13 protein-coding genes and 1 pseudogene are annotated in these 16,094 nt (G+C 63.5%); 4 read left to right on the plus strand and 10 right to left on the minus strand.

Features of this window, described 5'->3' with window-relative positions; genetic code table 11:
- Positions 1-4 precede the first annotated feature (4 nt).
- The 3 genes from phaR to gluQRS form a co-directional block, all read right to left on the minus strand.
- Positions 5-580 (minus strand): polyhydroxyalkanoate synthesis repressor PhaR, encoded by a 576-nt coding sequence (gene phaR, locus ACCQ03_RS06220; protein WP_209227607.1) that lies wholly within the window; start codon positions 578-580, stop codon positions 5-7.
- Positions 581-739: 159 nt separating this feature from the next.
- On the minus strand, positions 740-1,480 hold the full coding sequence (locus ACCQ03_RS06225; RefSeq protein WP_017159201.1) for a beta-ketoacyl-ACP reductase: 741 nt from the start codon (positions 1,478-1,480) through the stop codon (positions 740-742).
- A gap of 84 nt (positions 1,481-1,564) precedes the next feature.
- Complete coding sequence (gene gluQRS, locus ACCQ03_RS06230) at positions 1,565-2,464, minus strand: tRNA glutamyl-Q(34) synthetase GluQRS (RefSeq protein WP_057679766.1); 900 nt, start codon at positions 2,462-2,464, stop codon at positions 1,565-1,567.
- Between the two features lie 96 nt (positions 2,465-2,560).
- Between gluQRS and htpX the strand changes: the two genes are divergently transcribed.
- A complete protein-coding gene (gene htpX / locus ACCQ03_RS06235; protein ID WP_209227609.1) occupies positions 2,561-3,439 on the plus strand; it encodes a protease HtpX in 879 nt (292 codons plus the stop codon).
- Positions 3,440-3,539: 100 nt separating this feature from the next.
- Here htpX and ACCQ03_RS06240 read toward each other — a convergent pair whose 3' ends face one another.
- The 3 genes from ACCQ03_RS06240 to ACCQ03_RS06250 form a co-directional block, all read right to left on the minus strand.
- The gene (locus ACCQ03_RS06240) at positions 3,540-5,609 is read right to left on the minus strand and encodes a GGDEF/EAL domain-containing response regulator (protein ID WP_209227611.1); all 2,070 of its coding nucleotides are present in this window, start codon (positions 5,607-5,609) and stop codon (positions 3,540-3,542) included.
- A 221-nt stretch (positions 5,610-5,830) separates the two neighbouring features.
- The gene (locus ACCQ03_RS06245; RefSeq protein WP_057679768.1) at positions 5,831-7,012 is read right to left on the minus strand and encodes a BaiN/RdsA family NAD(P)/FAD-dependent oxidoreductase; all 1,182 of its coding nucleotides are present in this window, start codon (positions 7,010-7,012) and stop codon (positions 5,831-5,833) included.
- Positions 7,009-7,557, minus strand: a complete 549-nt coding sequence (locus ACCQ03_RS06250; RefSeq protein ID WP_005923173.1) for a YaeQ family protein — start codon at positions 7,555-7,557, stop codon at positions 7,009-7,011. Before ACCQ03_RS06250 ends, ACCQ03_RS06245 begins: the two co-directional genes overlap by 4 nt.
- 553 nt (positions 7,558-8,110) lie before the next feature.
- Here ACCQ03_RS06250 and ACCQ03_RS06255 point away from each other — a divergent pair.
- Together ACCQ03_RS06255 and ACCQ03_RS06260 are read left to right on the plus strand one after the other, a co-directional pair.
- Positions 8,111-8,320, plus strand: a complete 210-nt coding sequence (locus ACCQ03_RS06255; protein WP_008576153.1) for a cold-shock protein — start codon at positions 8,111-8,113, stop codon at positions 8,318-8,320.
- 170 nt (positions 8,321-8,490) lie between these two features.
- Entirely contained in the window at positions 8,491-9,189 is a 699-nt protein-coding gene (locus ACCQ03_RS06260; protein ID WP_057679769.1) for a glutathione S-transferase, read from the plus strand.
- 203 nt (positions 9,190-9,392) lie between these two features.
- Here the strand turns inward: ACCQ03_RS06260 and ACCQ03_RS06265 are convergent, their stop codons facing one another.
- Positions 9,393-10,268, minus strand: coding sequence for an alpha/beta hydrolase (locus tag ACCQ03_RS06265; RefSeq protein ID WP_057684529.1), 876 nt, complete (start codon positions 10,266-10,268; stop codon positions 9,393-9,395).
- A gap of 281 nt (positions 10,269-10,549) precedes the next feature.
- Here ACCQ03_RS06265 and ACCQ03_RS06270 point away from each other — a divergent pair.
- Positions 10,550-10,942, plus strand: a pseudogene (locus ACCQ03_RS06270) (protein adenylyltransferase SelO family protein); the annotation flags it as partial.
- 59 nt (positions 10,943-11,001) lie between these two features.
- On the opposite strand, the gene ACCQ03_RS06275 reads toward ACCQ03_RS06270, so the two are convergent.
- The 3 genes from ACCQ03_RS06275 to xopE all read right to left on the minus strand — a co-directional run bounded on the left by ACCQ03_RS06275 (position 11,002) and on the right by xopE (position 16,055).
- Entirely contained in the window at positions 11,002-14,031 is a 3,030-nt protein-coding gene (locus ACCQ03_RS06275) for a Tn3 family transposase (protein WP_209228031.1), read from the minus strand.
- A complete protein-coding gene (locus ACCQ03_RS06280) occupies positions 14,015-14,617 on the minus strand; it encodes a recombinase family protein (RefSeq protein WP_150145896.1) in 603 nt (200 codons plus the stop codon). The genes ACCQ03_RS06275 and ACCQ03_RS06280 overlap by 17 nt, the downstream gene beginning before the upstream one ends.
- A 376-nt stretch (positions 14,618-14,993) precedes the next feature.
- A complete protein-coding gene (gene xopE, locus ACCQ03_RS06285) occupies positions 14,994-16,055 on the minus strand; it encodes a XopE/AvrPphe family type III secretion system effector (protein ID WP_150145898.1) in 1,062 nt (353 codons plus the stop codon).
- Positions 16,056-16,094 lie beyond the last annotated feature (39 nt).

The following is a 16,094-nucleotide window of genomic DNA, read 5'->3' on the forward strand; positions in this document are numbered from 1 at the left end:
GCCCTTAGCCGCGGTTGCGGGCCTTGCCGGTCGTGCCGTGGTTGCCACCGGCCGAGCCGTGCGTGCCGGTTCCCATCGGGCCACTGCCCAGGCCGCTCGCCCCGGGTGGGTTCGGCGGCGTGCCAGGGCCACCCGGGCGACCGAAGCCGGCGCCGAAGTTGCGCTGGAACTCCTGCCACAACTCCAGGTTGCGCTCGGTCAGCTGATTCATCATCGCCCACGGGGTCTGCCCGAGCAGGTTGCCCATCTGTTGACGGAACTGCTGCTGCTGGTCAAGGAACACCTGCATGCTGCGCTCCAGGTAGTTGCCCATGAAGCCCTGCAGCGAGTCGCCATAAAACCGGATGATCTGGCTCAGCAACTGGGTGGAGAGCATCGGCTCGCCGTCCTGCTCGCGGTCGGCGATGATCTGCAGCAGCACTGCACGGCTGAGGTCTTCGCCACTTTTGGCGTCGTGTACTTCGAATTCTTCGCCATCGATGATCAATTGGCGCACATCTTCGATGGTGATGTAGCTGGAGATTTCCGTGTCGTAGAGACGGCGATTGGGATACTTCTTGATGATGCGAAGTCCGGCCATGGAACGTTCACCCACACTGATAGTGCGCGCAGGATGGCGCACCGCAGCAGCGCTTGCAACAGCCAAAACGCCTTATTTGCTTAAGCGGACACATTAAAAATGTTGCGCAGCATGGTTTTTGAGCAAAATCCATGCTGCACCGCAAAGTTGCAGCAAACGTTACCAGCCCATGTGGTGGCCGCCGTTGATGTCCAGGTTCGACCCGGTGATCCAGGCAGCCTCTTCCGCAACCAGAAAGGCCACTGCGTAGGCGATCTCTTCCGGCCGGCCCAGGCGACCGGTAGGGATGTCGGCCACGATCTTGGCGCGCACTTCTTCCGGCACCGCCATCACCATGTCGGTGGCCACGTAACCGGGCGAGACCGTGTTGACGGTAACCCCGAAGGCGGCGTTCTCGCGCGCCAGCGAAATGGTGAAGCCGTGCATGCCGGCCTTGGCGGCGGCGTAGTTGGCCTGGCCATACTGGCCCTTGAGCCCGTTGATCGAGCTGATCTGGATCACCCGGCCCCAGCCGCGTTTGCGCATGCCCTCGATGACCGGGCGGGTCACGTTGAAGACCGAATTGAGGTTGGTGTTGATGACCTCGTGCCACTGCTCGGCACTCATGCGATGGAAGGTGGTGTCGCGGGTGATGCCGGCGTTGTTGACCAGCACCTCGATCGGCCCCAGCGAGGCTTCGACCTCTTCCACCAGCGCGCGCGCATGCTCGGAAGAGGCCACATCGCCGCGAAACAGGGCGACCTCATAGCCCTGCGCCTGCATGCGCTGCTGCCAGTCGCGGGCCTTTTCTTCGTTGCGGAAGTTGCTGGCGACCCGGTGGCCCTGGTCGGCCAGGCGCTTGCAGATGGCAGTACCGATACCGCCGGTGCCGCCGGTGACCAATGCGACGCGAGATGTCATGACGACTCCAATCAACAAGTGAGGCTGAGGGCGATTCGGGGGCGCGGCAATGCTGCGCCCCGGCGCCGGTGCTGGGCCGCAATTCTAGTCACGCTGGAGGTCGGATGCGTACACATCGAGGTCCAGCTCGCATTGGCGCGGAAGCAGCCGTGGCGAAAAGTGCTGCACGGCGTGCTGCAGCAGGGTTTCCACGGCTGCATGCCGCGGCAGCGCGTCGGCCTGTTGTCCCAAGGCGACCCAGGCGGCGTGCAGGACCGGCAGTGGATCGGCGTCGTCCAGTGCGGGCGCGTCGTGCGACTTGGACAGCTTGCGGCCGTTGCGATCCAGCATCAGTGGCAGGTGCACGTAGCGCGGCTGCGGCAGGCCCAGTGCGCGCTGCAGCAGCATCTGGCGCGGGGTGGAGTCGAGCAGGTCGGCGCCGCGCACCACATCGGTGATGCCCTGCGCCGCATCGTCCACCACGACCGCCAGTTGGTACGCCCAATATCCATCGGCGCGGCGCAGCACCACATCGCCCACCTCGGCGTAGACGTCCTGCAATACCGTGCCTTGCAAGGCGTCGTCGAAGCCGACTGGCGATTGCGGCGGCACCCGCAGGCGCACGGCACGGCGCTCGCCCAGTGGCGCGACGCAGGCGTGGTGGATGCCGCCCATGTCGGCCAGATCGGCACGGCTGCAGCTGCATTCGAATGCCTGGCCGGTTTCCAGCAGTTGCGTGATAGCGGCGGTGTAGGCCGCATCGCGCCCGGACTGCCGGATCACCGGCAGGTCCGAGTGCAGCCCGAACGCGGCCAGCGTGCGCAGCTGACGTTCGCTGGCGCCGGGTTCGGCACGCGGCGGGTCGATGTCTTCGATGCGTATGCACCACTGCCCCCCGGCATGCCGGGCCAGCAGCCAGCTGCCGAACGCTGTCAGCAGGGAGCCGAAGTGCAGGGGGCCGGTGGGCGAGGGCGCGAAGCGGCCGAGATAGGAGGGCGATGGCATGGGCAGCTGAATCGTCGGTCAGGTGCTTGCTTGATTTCAAGCCGCAACACCCGCAGATCCGCATCAGTTCACCCGCATCCGTGGAGCCATCGCGCCATGTTCAACCGCATTTTCCTGTTCCTGCTGACCAATCTTGCGGTGCTGATGCTCGCCGGCATCGTCATGTCGTTGCTGGGCGTCAATCCCGCGCAGATGAGTGGCCTGTTGGTGATGGCCGCCATCTTCGGTTTCGGCGGCTCGTTCATTTCCTTGCTGCTGTCCAAGTTCATGGCCAAGCGCAGCACCGGCGCGCAGGTCATTACCGAGCCGCGCACGCCGACCGAACGCTGCTTGCTGGAGACCGTGCGCCGCCAGGCCCAGGCTGCCGGCATCGGCATGCCGGAAGTGGCAGTCTACGACGGCCCGGAAATCAATGCGTTCGCCACCGGTGCCAACCGCAACAACGCCCTGGTGGCGGTGTCCACCGGCCTGCTGCAGAACATGGACCAGGATGAAGCCGAGGCGGTGCTTGGCCACGAGATCGCCCACGTTGCCAATGGCGACATGGTCACCATGGCGCTGCTGCAGGGCGTGCTCAATACCTTCGTGATCGTGCTGGCCCGCGTGGTCGGCGGCATCATCGACAGCGCCTTGTCGGGCAACCGCGAAGGCGGTCGTGGCTTTGCGTACTACATCATCGTGTTTGCGCTGGAGATGGTGTTCGGCCTGTTCGCGACCATGATTGCGATGTGGTTCTCGCGGCGCCGCGAATTCCGCGCCGATGCCGGTGGCGCGCAGTTGGCCGGCCGTAGCAAGATGATCGCTGCACTGGAGCGGCTGTCGCTCAACCATGGCCAGAACACCTTGCCCTCGCAAGTGCAGGCGTTCGGCATCTCTGGCGGAGTGGGCGAGGGCTTGCGCCGCCTGTTCCTGAGCCATCCACCGCTCACCGAACGCATCGCTGCGCTGCGCGCCGCCAGCGGTAGCGCCATGTAAGTGGCCGGATCCGTGGCTGCCTGGCAGGCAACAAAAAACCCGCGCAATGCGGGTTTTTTGTTGCCTTGCGATGGTGCAAACGCGCGGGCGCTGCCGGCATTCAGCCGAACTCGTAATTCATCAGTGGCCCGGTCGGCGCCACGAAATCGCCCTGGACATAGTCCACCCCGGCACTGAAGAAGCTGCTCATCGACTGGGCATCGGCAACGAATTCGGCCATTGTCAGAATGCCGGCCGGTTGCGCGCGCGAGGTGATTTCACGAATCTTTTCCTGGCTCTCCCGCGCCGAGGCGATGTCGTCGGTGATGCCACGATCCAGTTTGAGGAAGGCCGGATGGAAATGCGCCAGCAACTGGAACGAATCCAGGCCCGAGCCGAATTGTTCCAGCCCGACCTTGCAATCCATCGCCGACACCGCAGCCAGGAATTGCTGCGCATTGCGCAGGTGCGTAAACACCTTCGACTCCGGCGTCTGCAGCCACAGCCGTTCGCCGGGGACGCCGTAGACCGCCAATTGCTCGCGGATGGTGTCGATCATTTGCGGGTCCGAGAACGAGTTCGGCCCGATGCGCACCAGCAGGTGGGTCTTGTGCCCGGCACGCTGGCGTTCGCCCAGTTGCCGAATCGCCCGCGCCACCACCCAGCGGTCGATTTCGGTGACCAGGTCGTGCTCTTCGGCAATGGCCATGAATGCGTTCGGCGACATCATTTCGCCGTTGCGTTCCAGGCGCAGGAAGGCCTGATACAGCTCCAGCGGCTCGCCTTGCAGGTTGAGCGCCGGCTGGTAATGCAACAGGAAACCGTCGCCGACCAACGCTTCGCGCAGCTGCTCGACCCAACGTTCGATGCGTTCTTCCTCGGCCCGATCCGCCGCAGCCGGGTCGTAGATGCTGACCGCGTTGCCACCGAGCTCGGCCGTGGTGCGCACCGCTTCGGTACCGCGATTGAGCACCTGGCCGATGCTGGCGATCTTTTCGCCGATCTGCACGCCGCCGATACTCACCGTCACCGTGGCCGAGCGCGTCCCTACGCTGACGACATGCTGCGCGAACGCATTGCGCACGGTTTCGGCCAGCGCATGCGTGCGCGCGTAATTTCCGTTCAACAGTAGGGCGAAACTGTGTTCGCCGAAACGCGCGGCCAACACGCTGTCGTCCAGCACGCTCGCCACGTGCGCGGCGAGCGCCGCAATCAGCGCATCGGCCGAATCCAGCCCGAACTCCGGCAGGATGCGTGCGTAGTGATCCGGCTCGATCAACAGGAAGCCGGATTGGCCCTCGCTGCGGCCGGCCTGCGCGACGGCCTGTTCCAGCGCCACCATGAAGGTGGGGCGATTGAGCAGGCCGGTGACCTGGTCGCGCTGGCGCAAGTCTTCGACCTCGCGTGCCAGTTCCGGGTCGAACTCCTCGCGGCGCCGGAACACCACCTGGATGCACGGCTCGCCTTCATAGGTGGCGGTGGCGAACTCCATCGTGGCCGGGAAGGTGTCGCCTTCCACGCGGCGTGCATCGAGCTTGTACTGCGCCGGCGGCGGCTCGCCCTTGGACATCGCCTTGAGCAGTTGCTTGAAATCGTCGACGTACTGCGCGGCGATCATGTCCAGCAGCGAGATGCCTTCGACATCGTCGAATGACTCGAAGCCGAACATTTCCAGATAGGCATCGTTGGCGCGGATATGCATGCCTTCATGCACGTAGGCGATCGGGTCGCGCGAAGAGGCGATGAGTGCGTCGCAGCGGCGCTCGGTCTCGCGCATCTGCGCTTCGATGCGGTGCAGTCCACGGCGGGCCTGCAGGTCGTCCCATTCCGAGCGCACCAGTGCAAGCAGATGCGCAGGGCGGTGGCGCAATGCAATGGCGCGTACCCCGTGCGAAGCGGCCTCGACCAGGGTGTTCTCTTCGATCCGCTCGGCCAGCAAGATGATCGGGATGTCCTTGCCGCTGCCCGCAATCTGGGTCTGCAAGGCGCTCATGGGGATTTGCTGCGCCTGACCCAGGATGGCCAGATCGATCTGGCCCGACAGCATGCTGGCCAGTTCCTCCTGACTTTGCGGTCGCGATGGACGTACCGCAATGCCGCCGTTGCGCAGCGCGGTGACGATGGTCTCCGCACTCTCCACGCTGTCGTCGACGATCATCAGGCGGAGGGTGAGATCTTTGCCTTTTTGCATGCGCGGCTCCCTAGAGACGGGCTTTAATACACGAAGGGGTCTGGCACGTCCATGTGTGTGGAGCATGCCGCATCAAGTGTGAGACGTAGAGCAATATTTGCGTTTGGAAGATACCTTCTGGCGAGCATCGGCCGTTTCTCCAGCGCGCTGTCCATGCCGCGAGCGCGTGTTCGAGGCGCCTGGGTGATTGCTGGGCGACCCGCAATGCCTCGTCAGCGGCATTACGCCACGCTTCCCGCTGCATGGCCGGACGCCCACGCCCATTGGAAGTTGTAACCGCCCAGCCAGCCGGTGACATCCAGCACCTCGCCGACAAAGTACAGGCCTGCCACCAGACGCGACTCCATGGTCGCACTGGAAACCTGATGGGTATCGACCCCGCCCAGGGTGACTTCAGCCGTTCGATAGCCTTCGGTGCCGCTGGCGATCAGCGGAAAGCTGCCGAGCAACTCGGCGGCGGCTTTCAGCTGCGGCGGATCCAGCTGACGCACCGGCTTGTCTGGCAGCCACAGCTCGCACAAGCGTTGTGCAAACCGTTTCGGCAGCACGTCGGCCAGCACATTGCGCAGCTCGGTGGCGCCGCGTTGCTGCTTTTGTTCGCGCAGCCACGTCGCCGCATCGCGACCGGGCAGCAGATCCAGCCGCAAATCGTCGCCCGGCTGCCAATACGAGGAAATCTGCAGGATCGCCGGGCCGCTGACCCCGCGATGGGTGAGTAGCATGAAATTGCGGAAGCTGGCTCCGTTGCACTGCGCCTGCACCGGCAGCGCCAGCCCGGACAACTCTTGAAAACGTTCCTGATGCGTGCCGCTCAGCGTGAGTGGTACCAGCCCGGCGCGGGTGGGCAGCAGCGCATGGCCGAACTGCTTGGCCAAGGTATAGCCGAAGCCGCTGGCCCCCATGCTGGGAATCGACAGCCCTCCGGTTGCCACGATCAACGACTGCGTCTGCACGCACCCCTGGCTGGTCTGGACCTCGAAGCCGTCGCTGCCGCGCTGGACCGACTGCACATCGCACTGGGTGCGGATCTGTACGCCGGCCGCGTCGCATTCGTCCAGCAGCATGCGCACGATCTGCTTGGAGGAGATGTCGCAGAACAGCTGGCCCAGCTCTTTCTCGTGATAGGCGATGGCATGGCGTTCGACCATCTCGACAAAATCCGCCGGGCTGTAGCGCGCGAGCGCGGATTTGCAGAAATGCCGATTGGCCGAAATGAAGTTGCCAGGCGTGGTGCCGGTGTTGGTGAAATTGCAGCGCCCGCCACCGGACATCAGGATCTTCTTGCCGACCTTGTTGGCATGATCGATCACCAACACCTTGCGGCCGCGCTGGCCGGCAGTGAAGGCGCTCATCAGCCCGGCAGCGCCGGCGCCGATGACCAGCACGTCGCAACGCATGCTCATTCGGCCGGGGCTTGCCGCACCATCGGGGTCAGGGTGACGCTGCCGTGGTCGGCCAGCATCTGCACTTCGCCGTCCTGGATGATCACGTCGAACCGCATGCCGCGCTGGATCAATGCGCCCAGCGCTTCGGTGGCCTGCGAGTCGAGCTCGATCACGCGCAGATTGCGGTACCGGCCCATGGCGTTGGCGTGCTTCTTCCACCAGGTTTCGGTGGCCTGGCCGCCGTAGCCGATGACCACCGCCTCGCGCGAGCGGTTGCAGGCCTTGCGCACGCGGCTTTCGTCCGGCTGGCCGAGGTCGATCCACAGGTCCGGGTCGCCGGTGTAGTCGCGCCGCCATAGGTCCGGCTCGTCGTCGTTGCTGAGGCCACGGCCGAATTCCAGACGGTCGTCGGCGAAGAGCGCGAACGCCAGCAGCCGCACCATCAGGCGCTCGTCGGTCTCGGAAGGGTGCTGGGCCAGGGTCAGCGAATGGTTGGCGTAATAGCCGCGGTCCATGTCGCTGATCTGGAGTTCCGCCCTGCGGACGGTGGCGGTGAGGGCCATCAGGATGCCGGTTGCAAAGGGCGCTTATGATACGCGGCCGGTCATGCGCCGGGTGTCGCCGGCATCTGGCAGAGGTGCGTCGTCGGCCGGGTCTGGGCTGGCTGACAGCTGGATGGTAGGACCAAGGGCAGGGTGGGCCTGGCGCAGAGAGCAATCGGGCGCTGGGGCGCGAGGCGTGGCGGTACGTGCGGCGGCGCGGGCCGGCAGGTTCCGGAATTAAGGTCGCTTGGGAGTCGCTGCCGCCTTTCCTGATCTGCGCAGTTGCGGGTGCGTCAGGCGGTGTCGCCAGGCCAATCGGGATGGGGGCGGTCCTGACAGACCGTCGGATTGGACCTGACTGCAAAAGATTTGACGCAGGGTGTCGCTTTTTGCAGAAAACACGAGTACTGTGCACGCACTGTGTTTGCAAGGGTCACCGTGAATCGTGGCCTGGTGCAGCCGGATCGTTACAGATCTCGCTTCATCGTTCCGCTTTACCAACGCCTGCAACTCAGTCTCAGCTCCGGCTTTTCGGATGCTGCGATTTATCCATCAATAGTTCAGGAGTTTGTAAATGTCAGAGCGTCAGAGCGGTACCGTGAAGTGGTTCAACGATGCCAAGGGCTTCGGCTTCATCACCCCGGAAAGCGGCCCGGACCTGTTCGTGCACTTCCGTGCCATCCAGGGCACCGGCTTCAAGTCGCTGCAGGAAGGCCAGAAGGTCACCTTCGTCGCCGTGCAGGGCCAGAAGGGCATGCAGGCTGACCAGGTGCAGGCGGTCTAATCCGCCTGCAACCGTAAGGTTGCCAAAAACGCCGGTCGCGCAAGCGGCTGGCGTTTTTTATTGCCTGTAGACAAGCGGTTGGCCTCGCTGGCGCGTCCACCAGGCGCTGCTTGCGCACAGCGACGGCGCCTGGATCGGTAGGATGTGCGCTTTCCGCGCGCAGCCATCCCATGATCACTGTCCACCATCTCAATAATTCCCGTTCCCAGCGCGTGCTATGGCTGCTGGAAGAACTGGCGCTGCCTTATCAGATCGTGCGCCATGAGCGCGACCCCAAGACCATGCTGGCGCCGCCTGCGCTGCGCGCGATCCATCCGCTGGGCAAATCGCCGGTGCTCGTCGATGGCGATCTGGTGGTGGCCGAGTCGGGGGCCATTCTGGAGTACCTGACCGAGCGCTACGACACCGAGTGCGCACTGTCGCCCTCGCCGCGGCCGCTGGATTCGCCCGAGCGCCTGCAGTTTCGCTATTGGATGCATTACGCCGAAGGCTCGGCGATGCCGCCGTTGCTGATGACGCTGATCTTCGGTCGCATCCGCAGCGCGCCGATGCCGTTCTTCGCCAAGCCCATCGCACGTGCGATCGTGGACAAGGCGATGTCGGGCTTTGTCGGGCCGCAGCTCACCTTGCATCTGGACTGGATGGAGCAGTCGTTGCAGGCCGGCAACTGGTTCGCTGGCGAACGCTTCACCGCCGCCGATATCCAGATGAGCTTCCCGGTACAGGCAGCGGCTGCACGCGGCGGCGGTCTGGAGAAATACCCGCGCCTGCACGCGTTTCTAGAGCGGATCCAGGCGCGTCCGGCGTATCAGGCTGCGTTGAAGAAAGGCGGCCCGTTCGAGCTGATGGGAAGCAAGCCAACGAAGTGATGGCTGCGGGGAGCAAGGTGCGAGCGAACGTGGGCGGGACCGTGTTCGCCCGCCACCTGCTGCTACGGCAGACCGTCTCTCATCGCGATGCATTCGCGCATCCCGACTCCGAATGGCGACCCAGCGACACCGGCGTCGGCATCGCCGCCACCAGTCGTTCGCGCAGTCACTCACTACCCAACCACGTCAGGATGCATTGCGGTTCAAGGCGCCCGGCACTGGCGCACAAACTGCAGCGTATCGTTCAGCACCTGCGAGCGCTCGGGGGATTTACGCAGCGCGAGCAGGATGCCCAGATGGCCCATGCCGGGGTAAACCTTCAGTTCGGCACTGCCGCCTTCGCGCTTGAGCGCCTGCTGCAGCGAGATGCTGTTCTGCAGTTCGACCACGCGGTCGGCATCGCCATGCAGCAGCAACATGGGCGGTTCGTCACCGCCGACGTAACGCACCGGTTGCGATTGCCGTTGCGCTGCCGGCGCATCGCCGAAGATTTCGACCAATTCGGGATCGGTCATCGGCATGAAGTCGTACGGCCCGGCCAGGCCCACCACGCCGCACAACTGGTGGGGTTTGAGGCCTTGCGCCTGCAGCCAGCGGGCATCGGTGCCGAGCAACGCGGCCATATGCGCGCCTGCCGAATGGCCCATCACCGCAAGGCGATCCGGGTTGCCGCCGTACTGGTGCGCGTGGCGGTAGCTCCATGCGGTGGCGCCCGCCGCGTCGGACATGAACCCGTGCAGCCCGACCTGCGGATACTTGCGGTAGTCGGCCACCATCGCCACCACGCCCTGGCGCGCAAGTGCGCGGCCTACCCAGCGATAGTTGGCGCGTGAACCGCGCTTCCAGGTGCCGCCGTAGAAGAACACCACCACTGGCGCGTCGACTGCGCCGCGCGGCTGGTAGACGTCCAGCGCCAGACCGTGCGCGGGATCGAACACCTGGTCGCGATGCTCGACGATGCCCGATCGGCTGGATGCAGCATTGATGCCCCCAAAAAAGACGCTGCTGCAGGCCGTCATGGTCAACGAACCGAGCAACAGGATGGCAGGACGGAACCAGCGGGAAGCGCGCGAATGCATGGGCAATGTCGGTGTAGGGGAAGGAAGGGTGGTGGGGAGCAGATACGAACGCAGCAGGCCGGCAAGTGCAGACATGAAGGTGGCGAACCGGCAATGTTCGCCTCTCTCTGGTTCGCACCTGATCTGCGGCCGGCGGCTATTAGCGGCTATCGCACGTCGCAAACATGTGCAGGACGAGCCCGCTCGGCACACGCCAAGCGAGTGAAGATACGGTGCGCGCGCAGCGGCGGATGCGGCAGCGCCCATGCCAGGTTCACCGCCGGTGGCCTAGGCTTGCCGGCATGACACACCTGCATTTCGATAATCGTCTGCGTCGACAGCTGCCTGGTGACCCAGAAGAGGGCGCGCGCCGGCGCGAGGTAGGCGCTGCCTGGTCGTCAGTCTTGCCCACGCCGGTCGCTGCCCCGTACCTCATCGCGCATTCGGCGGAGATGGCGCAGGTGCTGGGCCTGGACGCGGCCGAGATCGCCAGTGCGCAGTTCGCCCAGGTATTCGGCGGCAATGCGCTGTACCCGGGAATGCAGCCCTGGGCCGTCAACTATGGTGGGCATCAATTCGGGCATTGGGCCGGACAACTTGGCGACGGCCGGGCGATTTCGCTGGGTGAGGCGATCGGAACCGACGGCGGGCGCTACGAATTGCAGCTCAAGGGTGCCGGCCCGACGCCGTATTCGGGGATGTAAGCCGGAACCCCAGAAAATTCCGTCACCCGTCACCCGTCACCCGTCACCCCTCACCCCAATTCCAACCCCGCCACGAGCGCATCCAGATCGATCAAGTTGCCGTTACTTTGGAAGGTGTAGTGCCCGTTCAGCAGGATGTGTCGCCACGCCGCCGGTGACATCTTCGTGATCAGCAGCACGGCTTTGGCGTTGCCGCTGGCCTGGTACTTCGTCAACAGGCGCGACAGGATCGCCGAGTTGTAGTAGATGATGGCGTTGGCCATCAGCCGTGCGCATTGGTTGCTGATTTCGATTTCGATGTCTGTGTGCCCGGTCAGCTCCTTCTTGCCGCCGACCTGGGCGATGGTCGAGCGTAGCTGGTGGTAGGACTCAATGCGATTCTGCGAGCGGTGCGCGCTGCGTTCCCGTTGCGGGTCGCGCAGGTAGCGCAATGTGTAGATGCTGCGCACCAGCTTATCGAACTCGAAGATGGCGCGCCGCGTCGGGTTCGGCGCGGTGTACGTGCATAGCTTGCGGATCAGGGTGCCCTGAGTCATTTCCTTCAGGCCCAGCGTGGCGACGATCCGGTCGATGTTGCTCTTTTCGCTGACGATGAGTTGCCGATCGATTTGGCCGACCGGTCGGATCAGGCACGTCTCGTACAACGCCGGTTCGTCGGCGCAATACAGATCCTGCAATTGGGCGTCCAAATCGGTGAAGCGCGGCTCGAAGCGCAGTCCGAACCAGTGCAGGATGGCGAAGTTGGCCTTGTTGACGCTGTGCATATCGCCGGTAATCGCCGTTGGCACGATATCCGACGTGTTGCGATACCAGATGTCAAACACGTGGTGCCCTTCGTATTCGTGAGCACCGATTAGGTATCCGTTGAGCGGAACATGGTTGCACAGCAGCGTATAGGCGACGACACCCTTGCCGCGGCCGAAGTATTTGCGCGAGTAGCGCGCTTTCACGGTCGGACGCTCGACGCCGAATTTCTGGCCATCGACCGCACCGTACAGCGCGCCTAGGTCGAACGAGTAATGCGGGAAGATCGGCAGCACGGCGATGGCGTTGCTGATGCAGTCGTTGGCCGCGTGCAGCGATGCTTGCCGTAGGTATTGCTGGTAGGTGCTCTCCAGCACGTGGTACGGGATGTCGCTGGTACGCGCCATGACCAGATTGCCGTGGTTCATTGCCTGGGCAATGATGACTGCCATCAGGCTGTCAGCGTCGGCCACCTTCTTGGCATAGCGTGGTTGCAACGGAGTGAGCGCCGACAAGAATTGACACTGACCGTTGACATAGCGGAACACGTCGGCCACGTCGCAAAATGGCAGTTGCTCGTAGAGTGCCTGCTCATGCGCCTTGTGGTTCTCGCTCTTGGGCTTGCGCCACGTCAGCGTCTGCGTGGCCTTGCCGTAGTCGAGGTGCTTCAGCTTGCCCTGCTTCAGCTCACGGTTGAACGCCAACCACTGCGTTCGCAGTTCTGCCGTCAGTGCAATGAGTTGGGCCTCGATCGGTTCGCGCAGGAACGGGATGTCCATCGGAGCCAGTACATCGGCGTTATCATCGAGCGACACCAACTCGTCAGAGAGGTGCCGATGTTGCAAGCTGTCGTCGAGATAGAGTTCGCCCGACTGGAAGCGCTTCCTGACCTGGCGGTACAGCCAGAACTCGTAGCGGTCTGCGTGCAGGCCGGTCGGCTTGCTGTCGGCGTCGAAGGTCAGCAAGTACGGTCGCAACCGTTTCGGCAACGTCGCTGTTGGACATTCGACGAGCGGACGTTGCGACAGGCGCTGCTGTTTGGCGAACACACTCTTGGCCCAGATCAGTGCTGCCAGCCACGGGTTGCTGGGGTCGGTGCCGGCAAGGTCGAGCGCGACATACAGCGGTCGCAGATGACGGCGCATGCGTTCGGCCAGCCCGTCCACCGCCTGCCAATGCAGGGCCAGCTTGCTCGCTGGTTTGATGCTCATACGATGGCCGACGAGCTGAAGCGCGTCTTTCGGTATGATCTTGTACGCCCGCTGCCGCACGTTGCCGAACGGTGTGGTGTCGGCCACCGTATCGTCGACATAGAGCAACAGCAGGCGTCCGACTCGTGGCGTTTCCTGCTGACGCCGTACCTGCTCGGCGACGAAGGATTGCTTGGCGCCGGCACGACTTTCATCCTCTAGTCGCTTCATGTGATAGGCCATGGCATCGACCAGGTTGTCGGTGAGTTGCCGATAGCGCAGCCAGGCGTAGCACAGCAGGTAGAGATGGGTCTGGTCCGGCTTGAGGTTTCGCAGGTCGTGGACGGTATAGAAGTTCGCCAGGCTCGCGTAGTAACGCACGTTCTGTTGCGAGATGCCCAGCTTGGGCAACAGCGTCTTGGCGATCCCGTGCAGCGGCTCCAAAATGGTGCGCTTCTCGCGTTCACGGGCCATCTGACGCCAGCCGAAATCTTTGGCGTCTTGCCGGAGCACCGCCAATTCGGACAGCGTGTTGTCTCGTACCAAAAGCTGGGATAGCGCGGCTTTGGCCGAATCATCCAGCACTTCGGCCAGCAGGCCACCTAAGCGCCGACGTTCGGCCGACAGCGTGGCGCTCACCAGTTCTTGCACAGTCGTGTAGCCGGGCCGGATGATCTTGCGTTCGTTGAGCCAGACGATCAGCTCGGCGGCGACGAAGCTAGGCGTCACGTCGCGGCGTGCGATCTGGGCGGCCTGCTGCGCGAGTTGTGGCAGAAAATCGGCTGCCCAGAGCCGATAGCCGAACCATTCGGCGATGCGCTCGCGCTGGGTGTAGTGCTCATGTTTGGTGATCGTCTTGCGTTCGAAGTCCTCGCCGTGGAAGTAGCGACTCAGCACAAAGGCGCAATCATCCTCGACTTCGCTCCAGTTGAAGCGGAAAAAGGCGTGCTTGGCCTTGAAGTAGCCGATCTGCAAGACGCAATAGGCCCGCGCATGGAGGCCGGGGCGACTGGCCGCGAACGTCAACTCCGCCTCGGACAACGCCAAGTATTCCAGCCGCTGCGCATCGTCGAAGTCCGGCAGGCCATAAAGCGCTTCCTGCTCGGCGTCCGAGAGGACGGTGAGCAGCTTATTCTTGTTGCTCATCGGCCGTTCTGCCCGTTCCACGCCAACCCTCTCGCTCCAGCGTTTCGATCAAGGTGGTGCGTTTGACGCCGAAGTTGCGGCACACGGCCGCTTTCGACATCCCGCCGTTCAGCGCGGCAATGATGGCCTCCAGCTTTTCGCCGACGATGGCCAGAGGTCGCCCGCCGGTGCGGCCACGCCGCCGGGCAGCGGCTAGGCCCGCGACGACGCGCTCTTGGATCAGGGCCCGCTCGTACTGCGCAAGTGCGCCGAACACATGGAACAGCAACTCGCCGGACGCCGTGCTGGTATCCATTCCCTCGGTCAGCGAGCGGAACGCCACTTGCTTGTCCTTGAGTGAGGTCACGATGGCGAGCAAGTGCGACAGCGAGCGGCCAAGCCGGTCGAGCTTCCAGACCACCAGTACGTCACCGGGCCGGACGAATTCGAGCGCCTTCGTCAAGCCTGCGCGGTCATCCTTCGCGCCTGAGATGCGATCCTCGAACAGGTGTCGGGCATCAACGCCAGCAGCGAGCAGTGTGTCGCGTTGCAAGTTAGTGCTCTGCCGGTCGGAGTCCGACGACACACGCATGTAGCCGACCAACATAGGCGAATAACCATCGGGAACCGGTTTCCGCATGGTAGCGTGTGGCGACGGGGTTTTCCGCACACTTTTTACGGGGTTCTGCGATCACTTGTGCTGGGAGGTTGCCTACATGTCGCAAAACACTTGTTTTGCGACATGCCGGCACCTTGACGCCACTAGGCCATCAGGCCGATAACGGTGTGTAGTTGAAACCGATCAAGCAGCTGTTCGCCTGAGTGGGGCGGTCATTTCTCCCCCCGTTTGCCCACTGTTGCGTTGAACAGGGCAGGAGGCATCACCTGCTCTACAGCGGTCGTTTGCGCCCAGCCGGGAACTGGCTATTTGACATCGACGCCAGACAGGCTACATCCAAGCCCAGTTGGTACCAGATGAAAGTTCACCAACTCAATGGCGGGCGACCCAAGGCATCCAGGCGTTCTGCATCTTCAAGGATCGCAGCAGTTGTGCGCGGCGAAATTGGCTGTGCGTCATCCAGTGCATAGGCTTGCCGCGCAGCATCGGCGGCTAGAGCCTCACGCGTCCGCGGTGAGTGCTCTTGCAACCTTTGACGCGTGTTTCGGGCCAGATCGGGGGCGATGACCGGCATCGAGGAACAGATATCGCCAGGTGCGGGGTTGGCTAGAAAGGCTGTCTCTAGGTCGCGCGCATTTGCATGGAGTTCAGTTTGCGGGTCCTCGATCTCGGCTCTGAATGCGTTTGTCCTGGCCAGCGCGTCGATTGCATCAGGCTTGTCGAAGCGTTCAACTACATTGGTGGATGTTCCGTACGTTTCGGCCCAGTGCGAATCCCTTGGTAGAACGGCCGGACCGTCGGCCCACGAGTCGAGGACTACAGTGGATTCTTCCGCCTCTGCCGAGCCTGGGGGCCGGTAGAGCGCGTAGAGGTGGGTCTGGTCGTAGTCGCGTACGGTCATCATCTGCCCGCCATTCTCCATGCGGACTGCATGCCGACGTGCGTTAATCGCTGCATTGTGATCACAGTTGCCTGCCCCCGCAGCCAGCGCACTGCCTGCCAGTAAACTTTCGTCATTTTCACCGAGACAGTAAGACAGGGAGCTATAAGTGGCGCTCCGTCCGTTGCTGAGCCGCAGATCGCTATCGACATTGCCTCGCCCACGGTGCAAGGCGAGTCGTGTCTCGTGCACCGTCTCTGTAGCATCGGCAAGGCGTTGACGGTCGCTCGCGTCTTCGATGGGTCTGCCGTTGAGTCGCATACCAAGCTGGTAGGCCGCCTGCTGAACTTCGTGCGGTTGTAGTGTTGGCTGCCGGAAGCGCCCCCGCCTCGTTCCCGAAGAGCCGAGTGCCACCAAGCCATGCAGGCTGGGTGAGATGGGCGCCTCGGAGGATGAAGGCGTAGAGGGCGTGGTCTGCTCTGTGGCGTGACTTGCATAGTGGTCGGGTGAACCTGCCACGCTCGGCTTTGAAACGCATAGACCCATTTTTGATCTCCGACAGTGACCTCAGAATCAAGTCTTGCA

Origin of the sequence: Xanthomonas sp. NCPPB 3569 (assembly GCF_041475645.2) — a bacterium.
Lineage (GTDB): Bacteria > Pseudomonadota > Gammaproteobacteria > Xanthomonadales > Xanthomonadaceae > Xanthomonas > Xanthomonas phaseoli.